The sequence below is a fragment of the Kitasatospora sp. NPDC091207 genome (genome assembly GCF_044768625.1).
In the GTDB taxonomy this organism is placed as follows: Bacteria; Actinomycetota; Actinomycetes; order Streptomycetales; family Streptomycetaceae; genus Kitasatospora.
The window spans coordinates 1-24,022 of the sequence record NZ_JBIVVS010000026.1 but is presented as its reverse complement, the minus strand read 5'-3'; the positions used below and the strand labels follow the sequence as shown (position 1 = coordinate 24,022).

Annotated in this window: 16 protein-coding genes; 11 read left to right on the top strand and 5 right to left on the bottom strand. The window is 74.8% G+C overall.

Going from position 1 to position 24,022, the window contains the following annotated elements:
• Positions 1 to 30 precede the first annotated feature (30 nt).
• Together ACIQTO_RS31255 and ACIQTO_RS31250 are read left to right on the top strand one after the other, a co-directional pair.
• Entirely contained in the window at positions 31 to 5,676 is a 5,646-nt protein-coding gene (locus ACIQTO_RS31255) for an amino acid adenylation domain-containing protein (protein WP_402395115.1), read from the top strand.
• Positions 5,673 to 8,828 carry an amino acid adenylation domain-containing protein gene (locus ACIQTO_RS31250; protein ID WP_402395112.1) on the top strand — a complete coding sequence of 1,052 codons (3,156 nt, stop codon included), beginning with the start codon at positions 5,673 to 5,675 and terminating at the stop codon, positions 8,826 to 8,828. The genes ACIQTO_RS31255 and ACIQTO_RS31250 overlap by 4 nt, the downstream gene beginning before the upstream one ends.
• 91 nt (positions 8,829 to 8,919) lie before the next feature.
• On the opposite strand, the gene ACIQTO_RS31245 is transcribed toward ACIQTO_RS31250, so the two are convergent.
• The 3 genes from ACIQTO_RS31245 to ACIQTO_RS31235 form a co-directional block, all read right to left on the bottom strand.
• Positions 8,920 to 9,282: a hypothetical protein gene (locus ACIQTO_RS31245; protein WP_402395109.1), complete on the bottom strand. Its 363-nt coding sequence runs from the start codon at positions 9,280 to 9,282 to the stop codon at positions 8,920 to 8,922.
• Positions 9,283 to 9,497: 215 nt separating this feature from the next.
• Complete coding sequence (locus ACIQTO_RS31240; RefSeq protein WP_402395107.1) at positions 9,498 to 10,205, bottom strand: DUF3152 domain-containing protein; 708 nt, start codon at positions 10,203 to 10,205, stop codon at positions 9,498 to 9,500.
• 423 nt (positions 10,206 to 10,628) lie between these two features.
• Entirely contained in the window at positions 10,629 to 13,673 is a 3,045-nt protein-coding gene (locus tag ACIQTO_RS31235) for an AMP-binding protein (RefSeq protein ID WP_402395291.1), read from the bottom strand.
• A 296-nt stretch (positions 13,674 to 13,969) separates the two neighbouring features.
• On the opposite strand from ACIQTO_RS31235, the gene ACIQTO_RS31230 reads away from it, so the two are divergent.
• From ACIQTO_RS31230 to ACIQTO_RS31190, 9 genes are all read left to right on the top strand, one after another.
• A complete protein-coding gene (locus ACIQTO_RS31230) occupies positions 13,970 to 15,238 on the top strand; it encodes an ABC transporter substrate-binding protein (RefSeq protein ID WP_402395104.1) in 1,269 nt (422 codons plus the stop codon).
• Positions 15,235 to 16,158: a carbohydrate ABC transporter permease gene (locus tag ACIQTO_RS31225; RefSeq protein ID WP_402395101.1), complete on the top strand. Its 924-nt coding sequence runs from the start codon at positions 15,235 to 15,237 to the stop codon at positions 16,156 to 16,158. Before ACIQTO_RS31230 ends, ACIQTO_RS31225 begins: the two co-directional genes overlap by 4 nt.
• On the top strand, positions 16,155 to 16,988 hold the full coding sequence (locus ACIQTO_RS31220) for a carbohydrate ABC transporter permease (RefSeq protein WP_402395099.1): 834 nt from the start codon (positions 16,155 to 16,157) through the stop codon (positions 16,986 to 16,988). Before ACIQTO_RS31225 ends, ACIQTO_RS31220 begins: the two co-directional genes overlap by 4 nt.
• A 48-nt stretch (positions 16,989 to 17,036) precedes the next feature.
• Positions 17,037 to 18,212: an ABC transporter ATP-binding protein gene (locus ACIQTO_RS31215; RefSeq protein ID WP_402395096.1), complete on the top strand. Its 1,176-nt coding sequence runs from the start codon at positions 17,037 to 17,039 to the stop codon at positions 18,210 to 18,212.
• Between the two features lie 166 nt (positions 18,213 to 18,378).
• Positions 18,379 to 19,017, top strand: coding sequence for an RNA polymerase sigma factor (locus ACIQTO_RS31210; RefSeq protein ID WP_402395093.1), 639 nt, complete (start codon positions 18,379 to 18,381; stop codon positions 19,015 to 19,017).
• On the top strand, positions 19,014 to 20,126 hold the full coding sequence (locus ACIQTO_RS31205; RefSeq protein WP_402395089.1) for a CU044_5270 family protein: 1,113 nt from the start codon (positions 19,014 to 19,016) through the stop codon (positions 20,124 to 20,126). The genes ACIQTO_RS31210 and ACIQTO_RS31205 overlap by 4 nt, the downstream gene beginning before the upstream one ends.
• Positions 20,127 to 20,258: 132 nt before the next feature.
• Positions 20,259 to 20,528: a GlsB/YeaQ/YmgE family stress response membrane protein gene (locus ACIQTO_RS31200; RefSeq protein WP_402395086.1), complete on the top strand. Its 270-nt coding sequence runs from the start codon at positions 20,259 to 20,261 to the stop codon at positions 20,526 to 20,528.
• Between the two features lie 168 nt (positions 20,529 to 20,696).
• Positions 20,697 to 21,440, top strand: coding sequence for a polyprenol monophosphomannose synthase (locus ACIQTO_RS31195; protein ID WP_402395083.1), 744 nt, complete (start codon positions 20,697 to 20,699; stop codon positions 21,438 to 21,440).
• A 95-nt stretch (positions 21,441 to 21,535) separates the two neighbouring features.
• A complete protein-coding gene (locus ACIQTO_RS31190; protein WP_402395080.1) occupies positions 21,536 to 22,792 on the top strand; it encodes an aromatic acid exporter family protein in 1,257 nt (418 codons plus the stop codon).
• A gap of 39 nt (positions 22,793 to 22,831) precedes the next feature.
• Here the strand turns inward: ACIQTO_RS31190 and ACIQTO_RS31185 are convergent, their stop codons facing one another.
• Both ACIQTO_RS31185 and ACIQTO_RS31180 read right to left on the bottom strand, forming a co-directional pair.
• Positions 22,832 to 23,305, bottom strand: a complete 474-nt coding sequence (locus ACIQTO_RS31185; protein WP_402395077.1) for a VOC family protein — start codon at positions 23,303 to 23,305, stop codon at positions 22,832 to 22,834.
• Positions 23,306 to 23,408: 103 nt separating this feature from the next.
• Positions 23,409 to 24,022, bottom strand: a 614-nt coding sequence (locus ACIQTO_RS31180) for a phospholipase domain-containing protein (protein WP_402395074.1), incomplete at its 5' end; no start/stop codon positions are given.

Below are 24,022 nucleotides of genomic sequence, written 5' to 3'. Positions count from 1 at the left end.
ACCTCCGACGTGCGCCGAAATGGACCACCAATGACCGACATCCAGGACCCCACGGCCGGGCTGTCCGCGACCAAGCGCGCCCTGCTCGCCCAGCGGCTGCGCACGGCCTCCGCCCCCGCCAGAACCGTGCCCGCCCGACCCCCCGGGGCCGTCCCGCCGCTCTCCAGCGGCCAGGAACGGCTCTGGTTCATGGACCAGTTCGCCCCCGGCTCCACCGCCTTCACCCTGGCACCGGCCCGCCGGCTGCGCGGGCCGCTGGACCGCGCGGCGCTGGACGCCGCCCTGACCGACCTGGTCGCGCGGCACGAGGCGCTGCGGATGACCTTCCCGAGCACCCCCGAGGGCACCGCGGTGGTCCGGGTCGCCGAGGCCGCCCCGTGCCCGGTCCGGTTCGTCGACGCCGTCGCCGACCCGGACCCGGCCGGGCGGGCCGCGGCCGAGCTCGGCGCCCTGGTGGCCGAGCCGTTCGACCTGACCGCCGGACCGCTGCTGCGCGCCCTGCTGGTCCGCACCGCGCCCGACGAGCACGTGCTCGCGCTGGTCATGCACCACATCGTCAGCGACGGCTGGTCCCTGGACATCCTCAACCGCGAGCTGGACGCGCTCTACGCCCGGCACGCCGAGGGCACCCCGGACGGCCTGACCACCCCCACCGTCCGGTTCGGGGACTACGCGCACTGGCAGCGCGAGCGGCTGACCGGCGGCGCGCTGGCCGCCTCCCGCGCGTACTGGCGGACCGAACTGCGGGGCGTCCCCGTCCTCGAACTGCCCACCGACCGCCCGCGGCCGCCGGTGCTGACCTTCGACGGCGCCGCGCTGGAGTTCCACTGGGGACCGGAACTCGGCAGCGGCGTCAACGCGTTGGCGCGCTCCGCCAACGCCTCCGCGTACATGGTGCTGATGGCCGCGCTGCAGACGCTGCTCGGCCGGCACGCCGGCCTGCGGGACTTCGCGGTGGGCTCGGCCGTCGCCGGCCGGCTCCACCGCGAACTCGAGGACGTCGTCGGCCTGTTCGTCAACATGCTGCCGATCCGGGCCCGGCTGGAGGGCGATCCGACCTTCACCGAGCTGCTCGGCCGGGTCCGCGAGACCACCCTTGACGCGTACACCCACCAGGAGGTGCCCTTCGAACAGATGGTGGCCGACCTGGAGATCGAGCGCGACGTCAGCCGGTCGGCCGTCTTCCAGGTCAGCTTCGCCTTCCAGAACTACGGCGACCGCGCCGCCGGGAACGGCACCGGGAGCGGGCTCACCGGCGAGAGTTTCGGCCACGAGGCCGCCACCACCCGGACCGACCTCGCGCTCTACATGCGGGAGAAGTCCGACGGCGGCCTGTACGGGCTGCTCACCTACCGCACCGACCTCTTCGACGCCGCGACCGTCCGACGGCTGGTCGAGCGCTTCGAACTGCTCGTGACCGCGGCCGTGACCGACCCGGCGCGCCCCGTCTCCCGACTGCCGCTGCTCACCCCCGGCGAACGGCGGGACGTCCTGGAGACCTGGGCGGCCGGACCGCCGCTGCCCGACGGGGCCACCGCACCCGGCACCCTGACGGCGCTGCTCGCCGCCACCGCGCGGGCCCACCCGGAGCGCCCCGCCGTGGTCTTCGAGGACCGCACGGTCGAGTACCGCGAGCTGGAGCGGCGGGCCACCGGCCTGGCCCGCCGGTTGCGCGCGCTCGGCGTGCGGCCCGACGACCGGGTCGCGGTCTGCCTGGAGCAGTCCCCCGAGCTGGCGGTGGCCCTGGTCGGCGTGCTGAAGTCGGGTGGCGCCTACCTGCCGCTGGACCCGGAGCAGCCGCCCGCCCGGCTCGCCCGGCTGGTGGCCGACGCCGAGGTCCGGGTGCTGATCACCGACACGGCGCTGCGGGAGCGGTTCCCCGGCTACGCCGGCACCGAGCTGCTGACCGACGCCGACCCGCTCAAGGCCGACCCCCTCAGCCCCGACCCGGAGCCGTTGGACGAGGTCTCCGGCCCGGACCACCTGGCGTACGTGATCTACACCTCGGGCTCCACCGGCGCACCGAAGGGCGTCGCCGTCCAGCACCGGCAGGTCCTCAACTACCTGGCCGGAGTGCGGGAACGCCTGCGGATCGAACCGGGCGCCGGCTACGGCCTGCTGCAGTCGCTGTCCTTCGACTTCAGCATCACGATGCTCTACCTCGCGCTGAGCACCGGCGGCCGGGTCCACCTCCTGCCGCGCCGGATCGCCGGCGCCGAACTCGCCGAGCGGATCGAGGCGCTGGAGCTCGACTACCTCAAGATGACCCCCTCCCACCTGGCCGCCCTCGGCGCCGACGCCCCCCTGGACCGGCTGCTGCCGCGCCGGGCGCTGGTGCTCGGCGGCGAGGCCTCGGCCTGGCCGTGGGCCGCCGAGCTGGCCGCCCTGGGCCGCTGCGCCGTGTTCAACCACTACGGCCCGACCGAGGCGACCGTGGGCGTCACCGTCCACGAGGTCACCGCCGGCACCGCCGGACCGGGGAGCACCCCCATCGGCACCCCGCTCGCCGGCGCCCGCTGCCACGTCCTCGACGAGGCGCTGCAGCCGGTACCGCCGGGCGTCACCGGCGAGCTCTACCTGGGCGGCGACCGGCTCGCCCGCGGCTACCTGGGCCGCCCGGACCTGACGGCCGAGCGCTTCGTCGACGACCCCTTCGGCGCGCCCGGCGACCGGCTCTACCGCACCGGCGACCTGGCCCGCTGGCGGCCCGACGGCACGCTCGACTACCTGGGGCGCGGCGACGACCAGATCAAGGTGCGCGGCTACCGGGTGGAGCCCGGCGAGATCGAGGCCGCCCTCACCGCCCTGCCCGGCATCACCCAGGCCGTCGTCCTGGCCCGCGGCGAGGGGCTGCGGCAGGCCCTGGTCGGCTACCTCGAACACCCGGGGGGCGGCCCCGCGCCGGCGCCCGCCGAGCTGCGCGACACCCTCGCCGAGGTGCTGCCCGACTACATGGTGCCGTCCCGCTTCGTCGTGCTCGACCGGCTGCCCCTGCTGGCCCACGGCAAGGTCGACCGCCGGTCGCTGCCCGAGCCCGAGGAACCCGCCGCGACCGGCGAGTACGTCGAACCGCACGGCGACGCCGAGCGGTTCCTCGCCGAGCTCTGGACCGAACTGCTGGCCGTCCCCCGGGTCGGCGCCCTGGACGACTTCTTCGAACTCGGCGGACACTCGCTGCTCGCCACCCAGGTGGTCGCCCGGCTGCGCCGCGCCTTCCCCGAACTCCCCACCCCCGTCGGGGTGATGGACCTCTTCAAGTACCCCACCGTCCGGCGGCTCGCCGCCCTGCTCAGCGACCCGGACGCCGACCGGGGCCCCCGCCGGCTGCTCCACCGGCTCACCCCGGCCGGCCGCCGGACCACCGCCAGCCTCATCTGCACCCCCTACGGCGGCGGCAGCGCGCTCATCTACAAGCCGCTCGCCGACGCGCTGCCCACCGACTGGGCCCTGCACTCGCTCGCCGTCCCCGGCCACGAGCTGGGCGAGGAGGCGATGGACATCGACGAGGTGGCCGCCCTCTGCGCGCAGGAGATCGTGGACACCGTCGAGGGGCGGATCGTCCTCTACGGCCACTGCGGCGTCGGGGTCCGGCTGGCCGTGGAGATCGCCCGCCGGGTCGAGGCGGCCGGGCGGGAGATCGAGGCCGTCCACCTCGGCGGCATCTTCCCGTTCGCCCGGCCGCGCGGGCGCGGCGCCGCCGCCGGCGAGCGGTGGGCGCGGATCGCCGACCGCCTGCGCAGCGACCAGGGCATGGTCAACGCGCTGGCGGCGGCCGGTCTGGACACCGACGAGGTCGGCGCCGAGCAACTGCGCCTGATGGTCAAGAACCGCCGTACCGGTACCAAGGAGGCCGAGCAGTACTTCACCCGGCTCTTCGAGAGCGCGGACGGCCGGATCCAGGCACCGGTGATCGCGGTCTGCGGCGACCGGGACCCGGCCACCGAGTTCTACCAGGAGCGGTACCGCGAGTGGCACCGGCTCAGCGACACCACCGGCGTGGTGGTGCTCGACGAGGCCGGCCACTTCTACCTCAAGTACCGGGCCGCCGAACTCGCCGACATCCTGACCACCGTGCACCGCTCGGTGGCGGCCGGGCAGGAGGAGCGCCACCGGCGGGCCGAGGGTGCCACCTGGTGGCTGGCGGGCCTCTCCCGGGACGGCGCGGAGCAGCCCGCCGACACCCCGGTGGCGGCGGGCGCCCCGACGACGGCGCGGCCGACCATGCGGCGGTTCCTCGGGGTCGCCGCCGGTCAGCAGATCTCCATGATCGGCTCGGCGCTCACCGAGTTCGCCCTGCCGGTCTGGATCTACCTGACCACCGGATCGCTCGCCCAGTTCGGCCTGCTGGCCGCCTGCGGTCTGGTGCCCGGCATCCTGGCCGCCCCGATCGCCGGCGCCGTCGTGGACCGCGGCGACCGACGCCGGATCATGCTGTACGGCGACGTGGCGGCCGGTCTGACCCAGGCGGTGATGCTGCTGCTGTACCTGACCAGCGGCCTGGAGGTCTGGCACGCGTACGTGCTGATCGCGGTGCTCTCGACGGCACTCACCTTCCAGCGGCTGGCCTGGAACTCGGCCGTCCCGCAGCTCGTACCGAAACGTTTCCTCGGACGCGCCAACGGCGTCGTCCAGATGGCCTTCGGGCTGGCCCAGTTCCTGGTGCCGCTCTTCGCCGTCGGTCTGCTCTCCGCGCTCGGCCTCGGCGGCATCCTCGCCCTCGACGTGGCCAGCTACGTGGTGGCCACCGGGGTCACGCTGGCCGTGCGCTTCCCGGACGTGATGGCCGCCCAGCGGCGGGAGAGCGTCGCCGCCGAGATCCGGGCCGGGTTCCGGCGCGCGCTCGGCAGCCGGCACTTCCGCGCCATGCTGCTGTTCTTCGCCGTCCTCAACATCTTCCTCTCGCCGCTGTTCCTGCTCACCACCCCGCTGGTGCTCTCCTTCGCCCCGCTCGCGGCAGCCGGGTGGGTCGCCGTCGCGGCCGGTCTGGGCGCCGTGCTGGGCGGCCTGACCCTGCTCGTCTGGGGCGGGCCCCGGCGGCTGCGGCTGCGCGGCGTCCTGTTCGCCACCCTCGGACTGGCCGCCGCCTGCCTGGTGACCGGTCTGCGCCCCTCGGTGCTCCCGGTCGCGCTCGGCGCCTTCGGCATGGCCTACGGACTCGCCCTGGTCAACGGCGTCTACGCGACGATCGTGCAGACCAAGGTCCCGCTGCGCTTCCACGGCCGGGTGATCGCGGTGAACACCATGGTCGCCTGGTCGACCCTGCCGGTCGGCTTCGCCGTGGTGGCGCCGCTCGGCCCGCGACTGGTCCAGCCGCTGGTCGACGAGAACGGCCCGCTCGCCGGCACCGTCGGCCGGCTGATCGGCACCGGCGAGGGGCGCGGCATCGGCCTGCTCTACCTCCTGTTCGGCCTGGCCATGGCCCTGCTCGTACTGATCTGCCTGGCCGTCCCCGCGCTGCGCCACTTCGACCGCGACGTCCCCGACGCCGAACCCGACGACCTGGTGGGCCTCACCGCCCTGACGGACCGCGCCGCCGCACCCGCCGCACCGGCGGCCGCCCCGCCCGCACCCGCCACCACCGCACCCGCACCCGCACCCGCACCCGACACCACCACCGCCGTACCCGCCGCCACCCCGCCCGCGCGCCGTACCGGAACCGAGGCCGCCGTCCGATGACCACCACCCTGCCCACCGGGTCCGCCGAGGCCGCCCATCCGCTCACCGAGGAGCAGCGGCGCCTCTGGTTCCTCCAGCAGCTGAACCCCGCCGACGCCGGCTTCACCATGTACCTCTGCCGCCGCTGGAGCGGCCCGCTCGACCGGCCCGCGCTGCGCAGGGCGCTCGACCGGCTGACGGCCCGCCACGAGACCCTGCGGACCCGCTTCGCCCTGGCCGGCGAGGCGCCCGTCCAGCTGGTCGAACCGCCCGCGCCGGTCCCGCTCGACCTGGTCGAGCTGGCGCCGGGCGCGAGCGAGCGCGCCTTCACCGAGGCCTGCCGCCCGGCGGTCAACGCGCCGTTCGACCTGGCCGCGCGCCCGCCGCTGCGCGCCCTCCTGATCTCCTCCGGGCCGGACGAGCACGCGCTGGCCGTGGTGGTGCACCACATCGTCTCGGACGGCTGGTCGTTCCGGATCCTCTGGCGCGAGCTGCTCGCCCTGTACCGGGAGGAGACCGGCGAGGCCCCGGCCGACCTGGCTCCGCTCGCCCTGCGGTACGGCGACGTCGCCCGGGCCGAGCAGGAGCGCGCGGCGGCCGGCGGCGCCGAGGCGGCGTTCCGCTACTGGGCCGAGAAGCTGGCCGGCACCGGCCGGCTCCGGCTGCCGCTGGACCACCCCCGGCCGGCCGACCCGCTGCACCCGGCCGGGTTCGCCTCGGTCGACCTGGGCCCCGCGCTCACCGCCGAGCTGGACGCACTGGCCCGGCGGGAGCGCTGCACCCCGTTCATGGTGCTGCTGGCCGCCTACCAGTGCGTGCTGGCCCGCTGGACCGGTACCCGGGACTTCCTGGTGGGCACCCCGCTGGCGGGGCGGACGGTGGCCGCCCAGGAGGCGCTGGTCGGCTACTTCGCCCGCACCGGGGTGATCCGCGCCGACCTCACCGGGGAGCCGGACTTCCGGACCGTACTGCACCGGGTCCGGACGGCCACCCTGGGGGCGCTGAGCCATCAGGACGTGCCGCTGGAGCGGCTGGCCGCCCACCTCGGCCTGCCCGCCGAGGCCGGCGCGGCGCCGCTCTACCAGGCGGTGTTCGTCCACCAGAGCCAGTACGACCTGGCCGGCGGCGACGGCGGCGCCGAGCTGCCGGCCGGGGTGCGCACCGCCTCGATGGACTCCGGCTTCGAGCGGGCCAAGACCGATCTGCTGCTGGACAGTTGGCGGACCGCCGACGGCGGGCTGACGCTCTCCTTCACCTTCGACCGGGAGGTGTTCGACGAGGCCACCGTCACGGCGCTCGGCGAGCGGTGCCGGGCCCTGCTGGCCGCCGTGGTCGAGGACGTCGCGCTGCCGTTGGACGGGGACTGGCTGCTCGGGCCGCGGGAACGGGCCGAGCTGCTCGCGCTCGGTGCCGGGCCGGAGCCCGGCCCGGCGCACCCGGTGCTGCGACGCTTCGCGGAGCGGGTCGCCGCCGCTCCCGGGGCGCCGGCCCTGGAGTGCGCCGGCCGCACCCTCTCCTACGCCGAACTGGACCGGCTGGCGGATGAGCTGGCCGACCGCCTGGGCCCGGTCGGCGGGCAGCTGGTCGCGGTGCGGATCGCGCCGTCCTTCGACCTGGTGGTCGCGCTGCTGGCGGTCTGGAAGGCCGGGGCCGGCTATCTGCCGCTCGATCCGGCCCACCCCGAGGAGCGGCAGCGGCTGATGCTCCGCGAGTCCGGCGCCGTCCTGCTGCTGACCGACGAGGGCGGCGACGGCCCGCGGATCCTGCCGGGGGCCGCCCCGGCGCCCGGCGAGGACCGCGCGGACCTCGCCTACGTCCTCTACACCTCCGGATCCACCGGCGCCCCCAAGGCGGTCGCCGTCGGACACGCGGCCCTCGCCGCCCGGGTCGGCTGGATGACCGGGCCGGACGGCTACCGGCTCGCCCCCGGCGACCGGATCGTCCAGTTCGCCTCGATCGGCTTCGACACCCACGCCGAGGAGCTCTGGCCGGCCCTCGCCGCCGGCGCCTGCGTGGTCCTGCTGCCCGACGGCGGCCGCACCCTGCCCGAACTGCTCCGCGGCCCGCACGGGCCGTCCGTGACCGTCCTCGACCTGCCGACCGCGTACTGGGAGGAGCTGGTCTCGCTCGGCGCGCAGACACCCTGGCCCGCCGCCCTGCGGCTGGTGGTGCTCGGCGGCTCCGAGGTCCGCGCCGACGCCGTCGCCCGCTGGCGGGAGCGGCACGGTGACACCGTCCGGCTGGTCAACACCTACGGCCCGACCGAGGCCACCGTGATCGTCACCGCCGCCGACCTGGACGCCCCCGACGCCGTCCGGCACCCACCGCTCGGCCGGCCACTGCCCGGGGTGCGGCTCTACGTGCTGGACGAGCGCGGCGCGCTGCTCCCCCGCGGCTCCGAGGGCGAACTGCACATCGGCGGCGCGGGCCTGGCCCGCGGCTACCTGGGCCGGCCCGACCTCACCGACGCGGCCTTCCGCCCCGACCCGTTCGCCGGCCCCGGCGACCGGCTCTACCGCACCGGCGACCGGGCCCGCTGGCGCCCCGACGGGCAGCTGGAGTACCTCGGCCGCACCGACGAGCAGGTCAAGCTGCGCGGCTACCGGATCGAACCGGCCGAGATCGAGGCCGCCCTGACCGGGCATCCGGAGGTGGCGCTGGCGGCGGCGGTCGTCCACGCCGGCCGCCGGCTGGTCGCCTACGCCGTGCCCGCCCCCGGCACCGAACCCACACCGGTCGCGCTGCGCGAACACCTCGCCCACCGGCTCCCCGCCTACCTCGTGCCGGACACCGTGGTCCTGCTCGACCGGCTGCCGCTGACCCTCAACGGCAAGCTGGACGCCGCCGCCCTCCCCGCCCCGGACCCGACCGCCTCGGCCGACTACCTGGCCCCGCGCACCGATGCCGAACAGCTCGTCACCGACCTCTGGCAGGAGGTGCTGGGCCTGCCCCGGGTCGGCGTCCTCGACGACTTCTTCACCCTCGGCGGGGACTCCCTGCTGGTGACCCGCGTGGTCGCCCGCATCCGCGCCGGTGTCGGCCTGGAGGTGCCGATCCGGGACGCCTTCGAACTCTCCACCGCGGCCGCGCTGGCCGCCCGCGTCGAGGAGCTGCTGATCGCCGAGATCGAGGCCCTGAGCGAGGACGAGGCCGCCGACCGACTGACCGGCTGACCGGCTGACCGGCCGCCGCCCGCGGCGCCCCTGCCCGCTCCCGGGAATGCCCTCCGGGAGCCGGCCGGGGCCGACCCGCTCCACCGGAGCCTCAGAAGCCGCTGTCGGTGTCGCGCATGCCGGGAAGGGCGTAGCCGTCCTCCTCGTCCCACGGGACGTCGAGGTCGTCCAGGTGCACACGCCACCGCGCTCCCGGCAGCGCACGGCGCAACGCGGTGACGGAGTCCAGCACATGGACGATCACCGGCAGCAGCCGCCCGGGGTCGGCCGGCATCCTCGTCGACCCGTCCAGGACCTCGTCCGGCTCGCCGCCGCCGTCGTACAGGTGGAGGCCCTCCTCGTCCTGGAACGGGAACGACGATCCGCGGGCAGCGAGGACGGCCCCGACGGCAGCCGTCTCGGCCCCCGTCAGCGGTAGCGCCCGGCCGGCCGAGTAATAGAGAGAGACGCTCATGGGCCGAACGTACCGAGGGGGTACGACAACACCTCCGTGCCGCCCGCGCTCCCGCCGTCGGGGACGGCGCGGGCCTTCCCGTTCGCCGGGCACCCGCACGCCCGCACCGTCGAACCCCCACACCGTCGGACTCCCGCACCGTCGGACTCCCGGTGCGGCGCCGTGAGCGGGAACCGCGACCGGCCGGCGGGGCGTCCGTTCCGCCACGGGCCCCGCTACGGCGCCGGGCTGGCGGGCGGGAGGAGGGGGCCGGTGAGCAGGGTACCGGTGTCGGAGAAGGGCCAGCCGTTGGGCACACAGCCGTGCAGGCCCTTGATCTGCTGCATCATCACCGGCGCCGGCTGGCCCGGGCCGGGGCAGTCGACGTGGCCGAGGCCGAGGACGTGGCCGACCTCGTGGTTGACGGCGAGCGCGTGGTACTGCTCCGGCTGACCGGTGTAGAACTCCGTCAGCTCGTTCCAGCGCTTGGCGTTGATGACCACCTGGTGCCCCACCCCGCAGTTCACCGAGCCGCCGGTGTCCAGCCCGTACTGGCCGCAGATCCGGTCGGTGGTCTCCGGGGTCGCCAGGTAGACGGTGAAGTCCACCGGGTCGGCGGCCATCCGCTGGAACGAGCGCGTGCCGTCGGCGGCCCAGCCGCGCCGGACGTCGCCGAGGACGGCGTCGACCTCGGCGGCGAACTGCTCGGGGCTCTCCTTGAGCCCCTTCTCCGCACGCACCTTGTAACGGAGCAGCTGCTCGCCGGTGCCGAGGCGGGCGGAGCCGCCGGCGGCGGTGGTGAACGCCTCCGCCAGCGGCTTCGGCCGGACGGTGGCGGCCGGAGCCCACGGGCGCCACCAGAGCAGTCCGGCGGCCAGGACGACGACCACCGCCACCGCGACCGCGCCGGTCCGGGACCGCCAGAGTCCGGCGAGGCCCCTCATCGGTCACTCCCGGCGGTGCGGTGACGGCGCGACAGGCCGCCCGGCGAGGTGTGGGCGGGCCCGCCGGTCAACGGAGCCGAGGACCTGGGGCGGACGCTGCCGACCGATCGGGTGCGGGCCGGGGGCTGGGAAAGCATGGTGGCGCGGGGCTCCTGTCCGTGAATCGTACGGTTGTACGGTCACCTAGAGGCTAACCGGCCGCCGCCGCCGCTCGTCCGGGCCCTCCGCCGGGGGCGGATCACGGTGGACCGGACGGACCCGGCCGGCACCGGTCCCACGACCCGTCACCGGCCGGGGCGGACACCGGGGTCCGGGCCCCGGCGTCCGCCCGGCACCCACTCCGGCGGGCGCCCCGCCCCCACCCTCCGGACACCGAACCCGTGCCCTTCCGGGCAGCGCGCCCCGGACCTCCCGGGCAGGCGCTCAGCCCCCGGCGGCCTCCGCGAGGCGGAGCTCCAGCTCGGCGGCCAGTGCCTCCACCGTCTCCTGGGCGAAGGCGTGCTCGTTGTAGCGCAGCCAGCAGACCAGCTCGCCGTCCGGCTGTTCGACCGCCGCCAGCTCCGGCACGTGCCGGTCCCCGCCCGGCATCGGGTACGGGACGGTGGCGCTGCGCGGGAGCTCCCAGGCGGTGCAGGCCAGCCCCGGCAACTGGGCCGGGGCGCTCCAGGCCTCGTAGCGGAGCCAGGCGGCGAACGGCGCCCGGGGGCTGAACTCGGCGAAGGGGTAGAGCTGGTGGTCCAGCGCCGCCGTCGACGCCGCCCGGACCCGGGCGAGCAGTTCGGCGAAGCCGGGCGCGCCCGAGGCGTCGATCCGCAGCAGCAGCGACTGGACGAGGCAGCCGACGGCCCGCTCCGCCTCCGGCTCGGTCCGGCCCGGCACCGGGGTCATCAGCACCAGGTCGGACTGCCCGCTGCGGTGCGCCAACAGACCCAGCCAGAGCGCCGCGAGCGCCTGGAACGGTGTCGCGCCCGCCTCGGCCGCCCGCGCCCGCAGGGCCTCGGCCCGCTCCGGCGGCACGGCCAGCCGGTGGGCCGCGCTCAGCACGACCTCGGTGTCCCGCCGCCCGGGGAAGGGCTCCACCGCCTGCGGCGCGCCCGCCAGGGTGCGGGCGAAGTGGGCCCGGGACGCCGGCCAGTGGGCGTTCGACCAGGCGATGAGCTCCCGGTACTCGCGCCCGGGCCGGGGCGCGGGCGCCGACCGGCCGCGGCGCAGCGCCGAGTAGAGCACGCCCAGTTCGCGCAGCAGCACCCCGACCGACCAGCCGTCGGCGACCATGTGGTGCACCGCCAGCAGCACGGCGTGGTCGTCCGGCCCCCGGGTGACCACGGCGAGGCGGGTCATCGGCCCCTCGGCGACATCGGTCAACCGGTCCCGGACGGCGACCAGACGGGCGGACACCTCGTCGTCGCTCTCGCCCGGCGCCCCGGCGAGCACGACCTCCGTGTACGGCTCCTCGTCGACCACCGCCCGCCGGACCCCCGGCTGTCCGGCGTCCGGCACCGGGACGAACCGGGTCCGCAGCGCCGGGTGGCGGCGGACCACCTCGTGCAGCGCCTGGGCCAGCAGGTCGGTGCGCAGCGCCTCGGTGACCCGGAACATCACCGCCACCGAGCCGACGTTGCGCCCCTCGGCCTCGGCCGTCCAGCGCAGGAAGTTCTCCTGCTGGGAGGTGAGCGGGACGTCGTGCGGCTGGGCGCGCAGCTCCCGCAGGTAGTCCGAGACCTCCTCCTCGCCCGCCGGGCCGGCCGTCCGGGCCGTCGGCGGCGCCGCCGTGAGCCAGGCGGCCTGGGCGCGCAGCGAGGGCCGTTCGAAGACCAGGGCGGTGCCGGCCGTGACGCCGAACTCGGCGGAGATCGCGGCGGCCAGCTGGACGGCGCGGAAGGAGTCCCCGCCGAGGGCGAAGAACTCGTCCTCCACGGCGTGCACCGGGCGGCCCAGCACGCGGCGCCACAGGGCGGCCAGCGCGACCTCGCGGTCGGTGGCCGGCGGGGTGCCGGGGCCGGCCGGACGGTCGGCCGCTTCGGCGAACCGGGCCCGCAGTTCGTGCTTGAGGACCTTTCCGCTGGGGTTGCGCGGCAGCCGGTCGGTGACCAGGATCCGGACGGGCAGTTCGCCGCGCCCCAGCCGGGTGCTCAGGAAGAGCCGCAGCTCGTCGAGGTCCAGGCCGTCGGCGGCGGGCACCACGGCGGCGACCGGCACCGCGCCCATCACGGGGTGCGGGACGCCCAGCGCCGCCGCGTCCGCGACCCGCGGGTGGGCGTGCAGGACGTCCTCGATCCGCAGCGTGGAGACCTTCAGCGCACCGGACTTGATGAGGTCGCTCTCCCGGTCCACCAGGTACAGGTAGCCCTCGGCGTCGAGCCGGCCGAGGTCGCCCATCCGCACCCAGCCGTCGCGGAACACCGCGGCCGTCTCGGTGGGCCCGGCCACGTACCCGCGCGGCGGGCCGGGTTGGCGCAGCCAGACCTCGCCGACGGCCCCGGGCTCCACCGGCTGCCCGTCGGCGCCGAGCAGCCGCAGGTCGGCCGGGTTGGTGGGGCGGCCGACCGAGCCCGGGCGGCGGGCGTCCACGACGGCCGATATCTGGGCCGGCGAGGACTCGGCGGAGGTGTAGGTGTTGACCACGGTCGCGGTGGGGAGCGCGGCGGTGAGCGCCGTCGCGACCGGGGCGGGCAGCGCGGCCGCCGAGGAGCTGACCAGCAGCACGCTGCCGAGGTCCCGGCGGCGGGCCACGCCCGAGTTCAGCAGCTCCACGGCCATCGACGGCACCAGGAAGACGGTGCCGACCCGGTGCTCCTCGACGGTCCGGCCGAACTCCTCGGCGTCGAAGCGCGGCAGGCAGATCGTCGCGGGCGCGGCGACCAGCGCGTTGACCAGGACGACCTGGGCCGCGTTGGTGCCGATCGGGAAGGCGTGCACGGCGTGCGCCGAGTGGGCGTACGGCCGCGGCCGCGGGTCGAGCCGCTGGCCGGCGGTGAGACTGGCGTGCGCGGCCTGGACACCCTTGGGCGCCCCGGTGGTGCCGGAGGTCCCGATCACCTGGGCCAGGTCCTCGGGGCGGGGGCGGTGCGGGGGCTCGTCGGGGGTGTCGGCCGCCGCCTCCAGCGCGGCGAGCCGCAGGCAGGGCAGGCCGGCTCCGGCCGCCCGGGGGTCGTCCGCCGTACCGGCCACCGCCAGCCGGACGGCGCTCGCCGACGCGAGCCGGGAGGTGTCCTCCCGGCCGAGGTCCTCGCGGACCACCACCCCGGCCGCGCCCGCGTAGTGCGCGGCGAGGAAGGCCACCGCGTACTCGTCCCACGCGCGGTTGGGGAACAGCAGCAGTACCCGGTCCCCGGGGCGGACCCCGGCGCGGGCGAGGCCGTGCGCGGCGCGGACGGCGCGCTCGCGCCACCGGCGGTAGTCGAGGGGGGCGCCGCCGGGGACGAGCAGGGCCGTCCGTTCGGGGTGCCGGGCCGCCCGGTCGTCCAGCAGATCGGGCAGCGTGAGCGGAGCACTGACGGTGGATCGGGTGTTGATGACGACTCCCGGAAAGGGCCAGGACAGGGATGACGGCCGATCGGCCGGACGGGTGACTGGTCCAGACCGTAGCGGCTCCGCGGTCCTGCCCGCCAGAGCCGTCCGAGGAGCGTCCCGCGCCGCCCGGTCACGGGTGTCCGCCGCTAGGCCGGTCGGCGGGTATCGGGTGTGTCGCGCCGTCAGCTCCCGTGCGGCGCGGGGCCGCGTCCTAGCGTGACCATCCGCGGGCCGCCACCGGAGGGAGAACCGTGCCGAGACCACGCCACCGGACCGCGGTCGTCCAGGTCCTGCTGCTGACGCTGGCCCTCACCGCCTGCGGCGGCGGCTCCGGCAGCGGCGACACGGCGGTCACCCTCGACTGGTACAACTTCCCCGATGACTCCGGCGCCCTCCAGCAGGCCGCCGACTCCTGCGGCCGGGCCTCCGGGGGCCGCTACTCGATCCGCTACAACAAGCTGCCGCGCACCGCCGACGGCCAGCGCCAGCAGCTGGTCCGCCGGCTCGCCGCGCACGACGCCGGTGTGGACATCATGGGCCTGGACGTCACCTGGGCACCCGAGTTCGCCGAGGCCGGCTGGGTCCGGGAGTGGACCGGCGCGGCGAAGGAGCAGGCCGGCGCCGACACCCTGGCCGCCGCCCTGAAGACCGCCACCTGGAAGGACCGGCTGTACGCCGTCCCCTACAACTCCAACACCCAACTGCTCTGGTACCGCGACGACCTGGTGCCGGCGCCGCCGCGCACCTGGGCCGAGATGCTCACCGCGGCGGGCGAGCTGGCCAAGGCCGGCAAGCCGCACTTCGTCGAGGTCCAGGGCGCCCAGTACGAGGGCCTGACGGTCTGGTTCAACACCCTGGTGACCAGCGCCGGCGGCTCGGTGCTCACCCCCGACGCCACCGCGCCCTCGCTCGGCCCGCCCGCCGTCACCGCCGCCGGCGTCATCCGGGACCTCGCCCGCTCCCCCGCCGCCGACCCCTCGCTCGCCAACCAGATGGAGGACCAGAACCGGCTGGCGATGGAGTCCGGCACGGCCGCCTTCGAGCTCAACTACCCCTTCGTCTACCCCGCCATGAAGGCCGACCGGCCCGAGCTGTTCCCGCACTTCCGCTGGGCGCCCTACCCCGCCGTCCTCCCGGACCGCCCGGCCCGCGTCACCATCGGCGGGATCGACCTCGCGGTCGGTGCCTACGGCCGGCACCCCGAGCTCGCCCAGGAGGCCACCCTCTGTCTGCGCAACCGCGACAACCAGCTGACCAACGCGCTCAAGGGCGGCCTGCCGCCCTCACTGCGCAGCCTCTACACCGCCGCCGAACTCACCGACAGCTACCCGTTCGCCGCCGATGTGCTGGCGGCGCTGGACTCCGCCTCCGTCCGGCCGCAGACACCCGCCTACCAGAACGTCTCGATCGCGATCTCGCACGCGCTCTCCCCGCCGTCGGCCGTCGAGCCGGAGCGCACCGTCTCCGCGCTGGACGGCCAACTCAAGGACGCGCTCGGCTCGAAGGGGCTGATCCCGTGACCAGGCCGCCCACCCTCCTCGGGGCAGCGCCGAAGGGCCGGTCCGAGGGCTCGCGGCAGGAGCGCCGGCTCGGCTGGCTGCTCTGCGCCCCGGCCGTGCTGGTGATGACCGCCGTGACGGCCTATCCGGTCGGCTACGCCGTGTACCTCTCCCTCCAGCGCTACGACCTGCGCTTCCCCCAGCAGGCGGAGTTCGTCTGGTTCGCGAACTACGCCGCCGTCCTCTCCTCGCCGTTCTGGTGGCAGGCGCTCTGGGTGACGGTGCTGATCACCGCCGTCTCGGTGACCGTCGAGCTGGTGCTCGGGCTCGCCCTGGCGCTGGTGATGCACCGGGCGGTGTTCGGCCGGGGCGTGGTGCGCACCGCCGTCCTGGTGCCGTACGGGATCGTCACCGTGGTCGCCGCCTACTCCTGGCAGTACGCCTGGACGCCCGGCACCGGCTATCTCGCCGCGCTGCTGCCCGCGGGCAGCGCCCCGCTCACCGACCACTGGCAGGCGATCGGGCTGATCATCCTGGCCGAGGTGTGGAAGACCACGCCGTTCATGGCGCTCCTGCTGCTGGCCGGCCTGGCGCTCGTCCCCGGTGAGACCGTCCGGGCCGCGATGGTGGACGGCGCGACGTTCGGCCAGCGGCTGCGGTTGGTGGTCCTGCCGCTGATGAAGCCGGCCATCCTGGTCGCCCTGCTCTTCCGGACCCTCGACGCGTTCCGGGTCTTCGACAACATCTACGTGCTGACCGGCGGCTCCAACGACACCGGCTCGGTGTCGATCCTCGGGTACGACAACCTCTTCACCGCGCTCAACCTGGGCATCGGCTCGGCGATCTCGGTGCTGATCTTCCTCTGCGTGGCGGCGATCGCGCTGGTCTTCGTCAAGGTGTTCGGCGCCTCGGCGCCCGGCGGCGGGACGGAGGGCCGATGACCTCCCGCCGTACGCGCGCGGCGACCGGCTGGGGCGTCGTCAACCTGGTGGTGGTGCTCTACGCGCTGTTCCCGGTCTGGTGGATCGCCGCGCTCTCCTTCAAGGACCCGGGCACCCTCGACGACGGCGCCTTCGTCCCGCGCACCTGGACGCTGGAGAACTACCGCGGCATCTTCCGGACCTCGGACTTCACCCGGGCGCTGCTCAACTCGATCGGCATCGCCGTCATCGCCACCACCCTCGCGGTGCTGCTCGGCACGATGGCCGCCTACGCGGTGGCCCGGCTGCGCTTCCCGGGCAAACGCCTGCTGATCGGGATGTCCCTGCTGATCGCGATGTTCCCGCCGATCTCGCTGGTCTCGCCGCTGTTCAACATCGAGCGGATGCTGGGCCTCTTCGACACCTGGGCGGGCCTGATCATCCCGTACATGACGTTCTCCCTGCCGCTCGCGATCTACACGCTCTCGGCGTTCTTCCGGGAGATCCCGTGGGACCTGGAGAAGGCCGCGAAGGTGGACGGCGCGACGCCCGCGCAGGCGTTCCGGCTGGTGATCGCCCCGCTGGCGGCGCCGGGCGTGTTCACCACCGCGATCCTGGTCTTCATCTTCTGCTGGAACGACTTCCTGTTCGCCATCTCGCTGACCTCCACCAACGCGGCGCGGACCGTCCCGGCCGCGATCGCGTTCTTCACCGGCAGCTCGCAGTTCCAGCAGCCGACCGGCTCGATCGCCGCGGCCGCCGTGGTGATCACGGTGCCGATCGTGGTGTTCGTGCTGCTGTTCCAGCGCCGCATCGTGGCCGGCCTCACCGCCGGCGCCGTCAAGGGCTGACGCCCGGGAGCACCCCGACCGAAGACGTCCCAGGAAGGCAGGCAGGGCATGGCCGAGATCGTCCTCGACGGCATCACCAAGCGCTACCCGGACGGCGCGGTCGCCGTCCACGGCATCGATCTGACCGTCGCGGACGGCGAGTTCGTGATCCTGGTCGGCCCCTCGGGCTGCGGGAAGTCCACCACCCTCAACATGATCGCGGGCCTGGAGGACATCACCGAGGGCACCCTGCGGATCGGCGGCCAGGTGGTCAACGACCGCGCGCCCAAGGACCGGGACATCGCCATGGTGTTCCAGAGCTACGCGCTCTACCCGCACATGAGCGTCCGCCAGAACATGGGCTTCGCCCTGCGACTGGCCCGGACCGACAAGTCCGTGATCGCCGCCAAGGTCGAGGAGGCCGCCCGGATCCTCGACCTCACCGAGCACCTGGACCGCCGCCCCGCCAACCTCTCCGGCGGCCAGCGCCAGCGGGTCGCGATGGGCCGGGCGATCGTCCGCGACCCCAAGGTCTTCCTGATGGACGAGCCGCTCTCCAACCTGGACGCCAAGCTCCGGGTGCAGATGCGCACCCAGATCTCCCGCCTCCAGCGCCGGCTCGGCACCACCACCGTCTACGTCACGCACGACCAGGTCGAGGCGATGACGCTCGGCGACCGGGTGGTGGTGCTGCGCGGCGGCGTCGTCCAGCAGGTCGGCGCCCCGCAGCAGCTCTACGACGAGCCGGCCAACCTCTTCGTCGCCGGGTTCATCGGCTCGCCGGGGATGAACCTCCTGGACGCCACCCTGGAGCAGGGCGTGCTGCGCACCGCACTGGCCGACCTGCCGGTGAGCGACCGGCTCCGTCAGCGGCTGGCCGCGGCGGACGCCCCGCGCGAGGTGGTCGTCGGCCTGCGGCCCGAGCACTTCGAGGACGCGGCCCTCCTGGCGCGTCCACCGGGCGGTCGGACGGCCACGGTCGGCGTCGAGGTGCTGGAGTCGGTCGGCTCGGACGTGTTCGCGCACTTCACGGTGGCGGGCGGGACTCCCGCCCCGGGGGCTCCGGAGGAGCTGACCGCGCTGCGGCGGGAGACCGGGGCCGACACGCGCGGGCGCGAGGTGGTGGCCCGGATCGGCACCGACACCCGGGCCGCCGAGGGCAGCCCGCTGGAGCTGTGGATCGACACCGACCGGCTGCACGTGTTCGACCCGGTGACCGGGGCCGCCCTCAGCCACGCGGGGTGACGCGGCACCGGCGGGAGACGCGGCGGGACCGGTCGGTACAGTTCCGGATGACGGCGTCGCCCTGACCGCGGGTGCGGTGCGCGAGCCCGCGGGAGACCGCCTCCCCCTGACGCCCCGTGTGAGGCAGGTCACCGGAACCGGGCACCCGCGGCGGACAAGGCACTTCGTGGACTACACATTGCACGCCCGGATACGCACGGGGGACCCCGAGGCGTTCAGGGAACTCTTCCGTGACCATGCCCCTTTGGTCCATCGGCACGCGGTCCGCGTGAGCGGTGACCGGGACCTCGCCGAGGACGTCGTCTCGCTGACCTTCCTGGAGGCCTGGCGGCTGCGCGACCGGCTCCTCGACCACGAGGCCGGCCCGCGCCCCTGGCTCATGGGCATCGCCGTCAACGTGCTGCGCAACACCCGTCGTGCCGCACGCCGCCACCAGGCGGCCCTCGGCCGCCTACCCGTCCGGGACACCGTCCCGGACTTCGCCGACGAGCTCGTCGGACGCATGGCCGACGCCGACCAACTCGCCGCCGCCCAGCGGGCGCTGCGGCAACTGCGCCGCACCGAGCGCGAGGTGTTCACCCTGTGCGTCTGGTCCGGACTGGGGTACGCCGAGGCCGCCGCCGCGCTCGGGATCCCCATCGGCACCGTGCGTTCGCGCCTCTCACGCGCCCGCACCCGGCTGCGCAAACTCGCCGGACAGGAACTGGGAAAGAACCGGGAACCGCAGCCGCGTCCCGGACAAGTACAGGGCGGCCGCACGTGCGCGGCCCGGTCGTACGAGTCGCACGAGGAGACGTACGGATGACCCGCAAGTTCTGGAAGCGGGCCGAGCCCCTGGATCACGCGGAGCTGCCTCACGCGGAGCCGGATCACGCGGAGCTCGCCCAGCTGCTGCCGGCCCCGTCGGTCGCCCCGATGCCGCTCGACCGTCAGCTGCTTTTCGAGGAGTACCTGTTGAACGAGATCCGCACTCCCGCACCCGCGGCCGCGAAGCGGCCGGTCCGGCGGGCCCTGCTGATCGCCGTCCCGGTCACCGCCGCCGCGCTGACCGCCGTCGTCGCCGTCAACGCGCTGACCAGCGGCCTCGGCGCGCCGCGGCTGGGGTCGGCTTCGGTGGAAGCGCCCGTCGTGGCGGTCGAGGAGGGCAGCGCCCTCCAGCTCGTCTCGACCGTCCAGCAGATCGCCGCCGCCGTGAGCACCCAGCGCACCCCGGAGCCGAAGCCCGGCCAGTACATCTACATCAAGAGCGAGGTCTCCTTCCTGTCCTACTCGCACAACGCCGACACCGACGAGTCCAGGACGTGGGTGCAGCCGCTGCACCGGCGCGAGATCTGGAAGACGCCCGACGCGCGCGGCGGCTGGCTCGACGAGCCCGGCTACCAGCCCGACGGCGGCACCGGCCTCGGCGACGACAACCCCCACGCCAAGCCCGTGAACGGCACGGACATCGCGGGCGAGGCCGTCCGGCTGTCGTACGACTGGCTCAAGGCCCAGCCGACCGATCCGGAGCCGCTGCTGAAGTCGATCTACACGACCGTCAGCGGCCCGCGTGACCGGGACCAGCAGGCGTTCGAGACGATCAAGGCGATCATCAACGAACAGCTCGTGCCGGGCCCGAGCGCCGCCGCGCTCTACCGGGCCGCCGCGAACATCCCCGGTGTGGTCGTCGTCCAGAACTCCCAGGACGCGGCCGGCCGCACCGGCCTCGCCCTGGCCCGCCTGGACGAGCGGAGCGGCGAGCGCGTCGAGCTCGTCTTCGACCGCACGACCTTCGCCTACCTGGGCAGCCGCGGCATCCAGGTCAAGCAGGTCGACAACGTCAAGCCCGGCACGGTCACCGAGCGCACCGCCGTCCTGGAGCGGGCCGTCGTCGACACCAACAAGGAACGGCCCACCGCGGGTGGGACCGCCTGAGCGGAGTCCGGGCGGCCGGCCCGCCGCCGCGGTAGGACCACGTGAGCGGGGACGGGGCGGGAGCCCCGTCGACGTGCCGGAGCGGGCGATCCGGGCGATCATGGGACAACGCACCTCGAAAGGTGGAATGCGATGTTCCAGCTGCTGTGGATTCTGCTCATCGGTTTCGTGCTGGGTGTCCTGGCCAAACTGATCCTGCGCGGCCCGCAGGCGATCCCCTGGTGGCTGACGATGCTGCTCGGCGCGGCGGGGGCCTGGCTGGGCAACGCGGTGGCCGGCTGGATCGGCGTACGGCACACCTCCGGCATCGACTGGATCCGCCACATCCTCCAGCTCGCCTTCGCCGTCGGCCTGGTCGCCCTCGTCGCCCCCGCCTGGAGCAGGTCGCACCCCAGCCGGTAGGGCCCGACCGGTCCCACCGTCCACCCGCCCGCACCCGCGGCCGGGTGGACGGTGGGACCGCGCACGGACGACCGCGGCTAGACTCGCCCGACCGAAGTGGACACCTGTCCGGTCGGGCGCGGGCGCCGGCGGCGCGGCGCCGGCCGGTAATCGCGCGAGGGACAGAACATGGTCGAGGCCGCCCCCAAGGTCGTTGTCGTCGTACCCACGTACAACGAGCGGGAGAACCTGCCGGTCCTCGCGGGGCTGCTCGCGGACCTGAAGCTGCCCGGCCTGCACCTGCTCGTGGTCGACGACAACTCCCCGGACGGCACCGGCGAGGTCGCGGACAAGCTCGCGGCGGACGCGCCCGGCACCGTCGGCGTGCTGCACCGCACCGAGAAGGACGGGCTCGGCCGGGCCTACGTCGCGGGCATGACCCGGGCCCTGGCGGAGGGCGCCGACGTGGTGGTCCAGATGGACGCCGACCTGTCGCACCCGGCCTCGGTGCTCCCGGTCATGGTCGACACGCTGCTCACCGACGACACCACCGCCGTGGTGCTCGGCTCGCGCTACGTGCCGGGCGGCTCGACCGCCGAGGAGTGGCCGTGGCACCGCAAGGCGCTGTCCGCCTGGGCGAACCTCTACGTCAACACCATCCTCGGCCTCGGGGTCCGGGACGCCACCGCCGGGTTCAAGGCCTGGCGGGCGGAGGCCCTGCGGGCCATCGACCTGCCCTCGGTGCACAGCAACGGGTACTCGTTCCAGGTCGAGCTGAACTACCGCGCCGTCCAGCGGGGGCTGCGGATCCGCGAGGTCCCGATCCGCTTCGAGGAGCGGATCCAGGGCACCTCCAAGATGAGCCTCGGGGTGCAGGTCGAATCGGCGCTCGCACCGTGGAAGCTGCTGCGCGAGCAGCGCCGCCGTCCGTAGCCGGCCCGCCGCGCTGGGCCGGACGAACGGCTCTTTCGAGTGCCGGTGCGGCGGATCGACGGTGTGAGCGGCCCCGGCGGGGAAAGAAGGGCGGCATGGCCCTTCTCCCGGAGTCCTTCGCCACCACACTGCGCCGCGGTGCCCGCGAACCCTTCGTCGTCCAGACGGTCCGGGCCACGGTGGCCGCCACCCTCTCGTACGCGGTGGCGACCCGGCTAAGCAGCGAGCCGGCCCCGCTGACCGCGCCGCTGACGGCGCTGCTGGTCGTCCAGGTCACCGTCTACTCGACGCTGACCACCAGCATCCGCCGGGTCAACTCGGTGGTCGTCGGGGTACTGATCGCGATCGGTTTCAGCTCGGTGGTCGGACTGTCCTGGTGGAGCCTGGGCCTGATCATCCTGGCCTCGCTGACCATCGGGCGGTTCGTCCGGGTGGACGAGTTCGTCCAGGAGGTGGCGATCAGCGCCATGCTCATCCTGGGGGTCAGCCAGGTGACCTCGCAGGCCTGGGACCGGGTGCTGGAGACGCTGATCGGCGCCACCGTCGGGCTGCTGTTCAACCTGCTGTTCGCCCCGCCGGTCTGGGTGGACACGGCCGGCGAGTCGATCGAGGACCTCGCCCGGCGGGCCCGGCACCTGCTGCTCGGCATCGCCGAGGAGCTCGGCGCCCCCACCCCCGTGGAGCGCGCGGCGGAACGCCTGCACGAGGCCCGCCGGCTCGACCAGGCCATCGCGGACGTCGACGGGGCGCTGCGGCAGGCCGAGGACAGCCTGCGGCTCAATCCCCGGATCAGCGAGGGGCTGCTCTCCCGGCTGGTGCTGCGGACCGGCCTGGACACGCTGGAGATCTGCGTGGTGGTGATCCGGGTGCTGGCCCGGTCGCTCACCGACCTGGCCAAGCGGCGGGCCCCGGGCGAGCGGCTCTTCCCCACCGACGTGGCGGTGGCGCTGGAGGAGCTGCTGAGCCACCTCGGCGGGGCCCTGGTGAGCTTCGCGGTGCTGGTCACCACCCAGGTGAGCAGCAATGCCGAGGAGGCGGAGCGGCGGCTGACCGCCGAGCTGGCCGCCGCCTGGGCCGTCCGGGACAACGTCGCCCAGCTGCTGCTGCTCCGGGTGCAGGGGCACCCGGAGGCCTGGCAGCTGCACGGGGCGCTGCTGGCCGAGGTGGACCGGATCCTCGACGAACTCGATCTGGAACACCGCAGCCGGCGTCTGATGGAGGAGCTGGACCGGGCCTCGGTGGCGAACCGGGAACGGTTCTCCCGGTTCGCCCGGCTGCGCCGGCTGGCCCGGGGCGAACGCCTGAACCCGGGCCGGCTGCGGCGGCGCCGGCGCGGCCGGCAACCGGCCTGAGGACCGGGCCGCCCCCGCCCGGCGGGGGCGGCCGTCGGATCAGCCCCGGGCGGCGTCGAGGAGCGGTTGGATCTCGATCTTCTGCATCCGCAGCATCGCCGCGGTGACCCGGCCGACCCTGGCCGGGTCCGGGTCGGCGATCAGTTCGGTCAGGACGCGGGGGACGATCTGCCAGGAGAGTCCGTAGCGGTCCTTGAGCCAGCCGCACGGGCCGCCCTCGCCGCCGTCCGCGGTGAGCTTCGCCCAGAGCTCGTCGACCTCCCGCTGGTCGGCGCAGTCGACCTGGAGCGAGACGGCCTCGGTGAAGTGGAACACCGGGCCGCCGTTGAGGGCGACGAAGCCCTGGCCGGCGAGTTCGAAGGCGACGGTCATGACCGTGCCGGCCTCGCCGGGGCCCTCCTCGGCGTAGCGGGTGACGGTGGTGATCCGGGAGTCGGCGAAGACCGAGGTGTAGAAGCGGGCAGCCTCTTCGGCCTGGTCGTCGAACCAGAGGAAGGTGGTGATCTTCTGCATGGCTCGACGCTAGCCGTCGGCCCCGGCCGGGCGGTCGAGCCACGGCCGGAGGTCACCGGTTCGGCGCCTCCGGCCGGCTCGCCCGCCCGGCCCGGGCGGCGGGTCAGTGCACCCAGCCCGCGTAGCGCTGGGTGAAGCGCAGGCCGGTGGCGGCCGTCACGACGACGTCGTAGCGGCCCTGCTTGTCCAGCGGCCAGGCCAGGTTGACCTGCTTGCCGGGCTTGACCCAGACCGTCTGCGCGGTGCCCGCGAAGTCGTTGGGCACGGCGGTGAAGCCGATGTCGGTCAGGCCGTCGTTGACCAGTTGGAGGGTGAGCCGGGAGGAGGTGCTCAGGTCGGCCGTCACGATCGGCACGCCGATGTCGTTCTGGCCGTCCTGGCCGTCGCGGACGACGGTGCCGGCGAAGCGGCGGACGAAGCCGTCGGGGCCGTGGACGGTGAAGTCGTAGCGGCCGTGGGTGGCGGCGGCGTCCCAGGTGTAGGTGGCGGTGGCACCGGGGGCCACCGTGTAGGGCGTTCCGGCGAACGGGAGGACGATGTTGGGGTAGACGGTGTAGGGGAAGGCGACCGTGCCGTCGTTGCTCAGGGTGCAGGTGACCTTGCCCGTCCTCCGGTCCACCTCGATGTCGGCCCAGGGCTGGTAGGGGAGGTGGCGGTGGGGGCGTTCGCCGGGTTCCTGGACGGGCATCGACTGGGTGCCGAGGGCGGGCAGGGCGA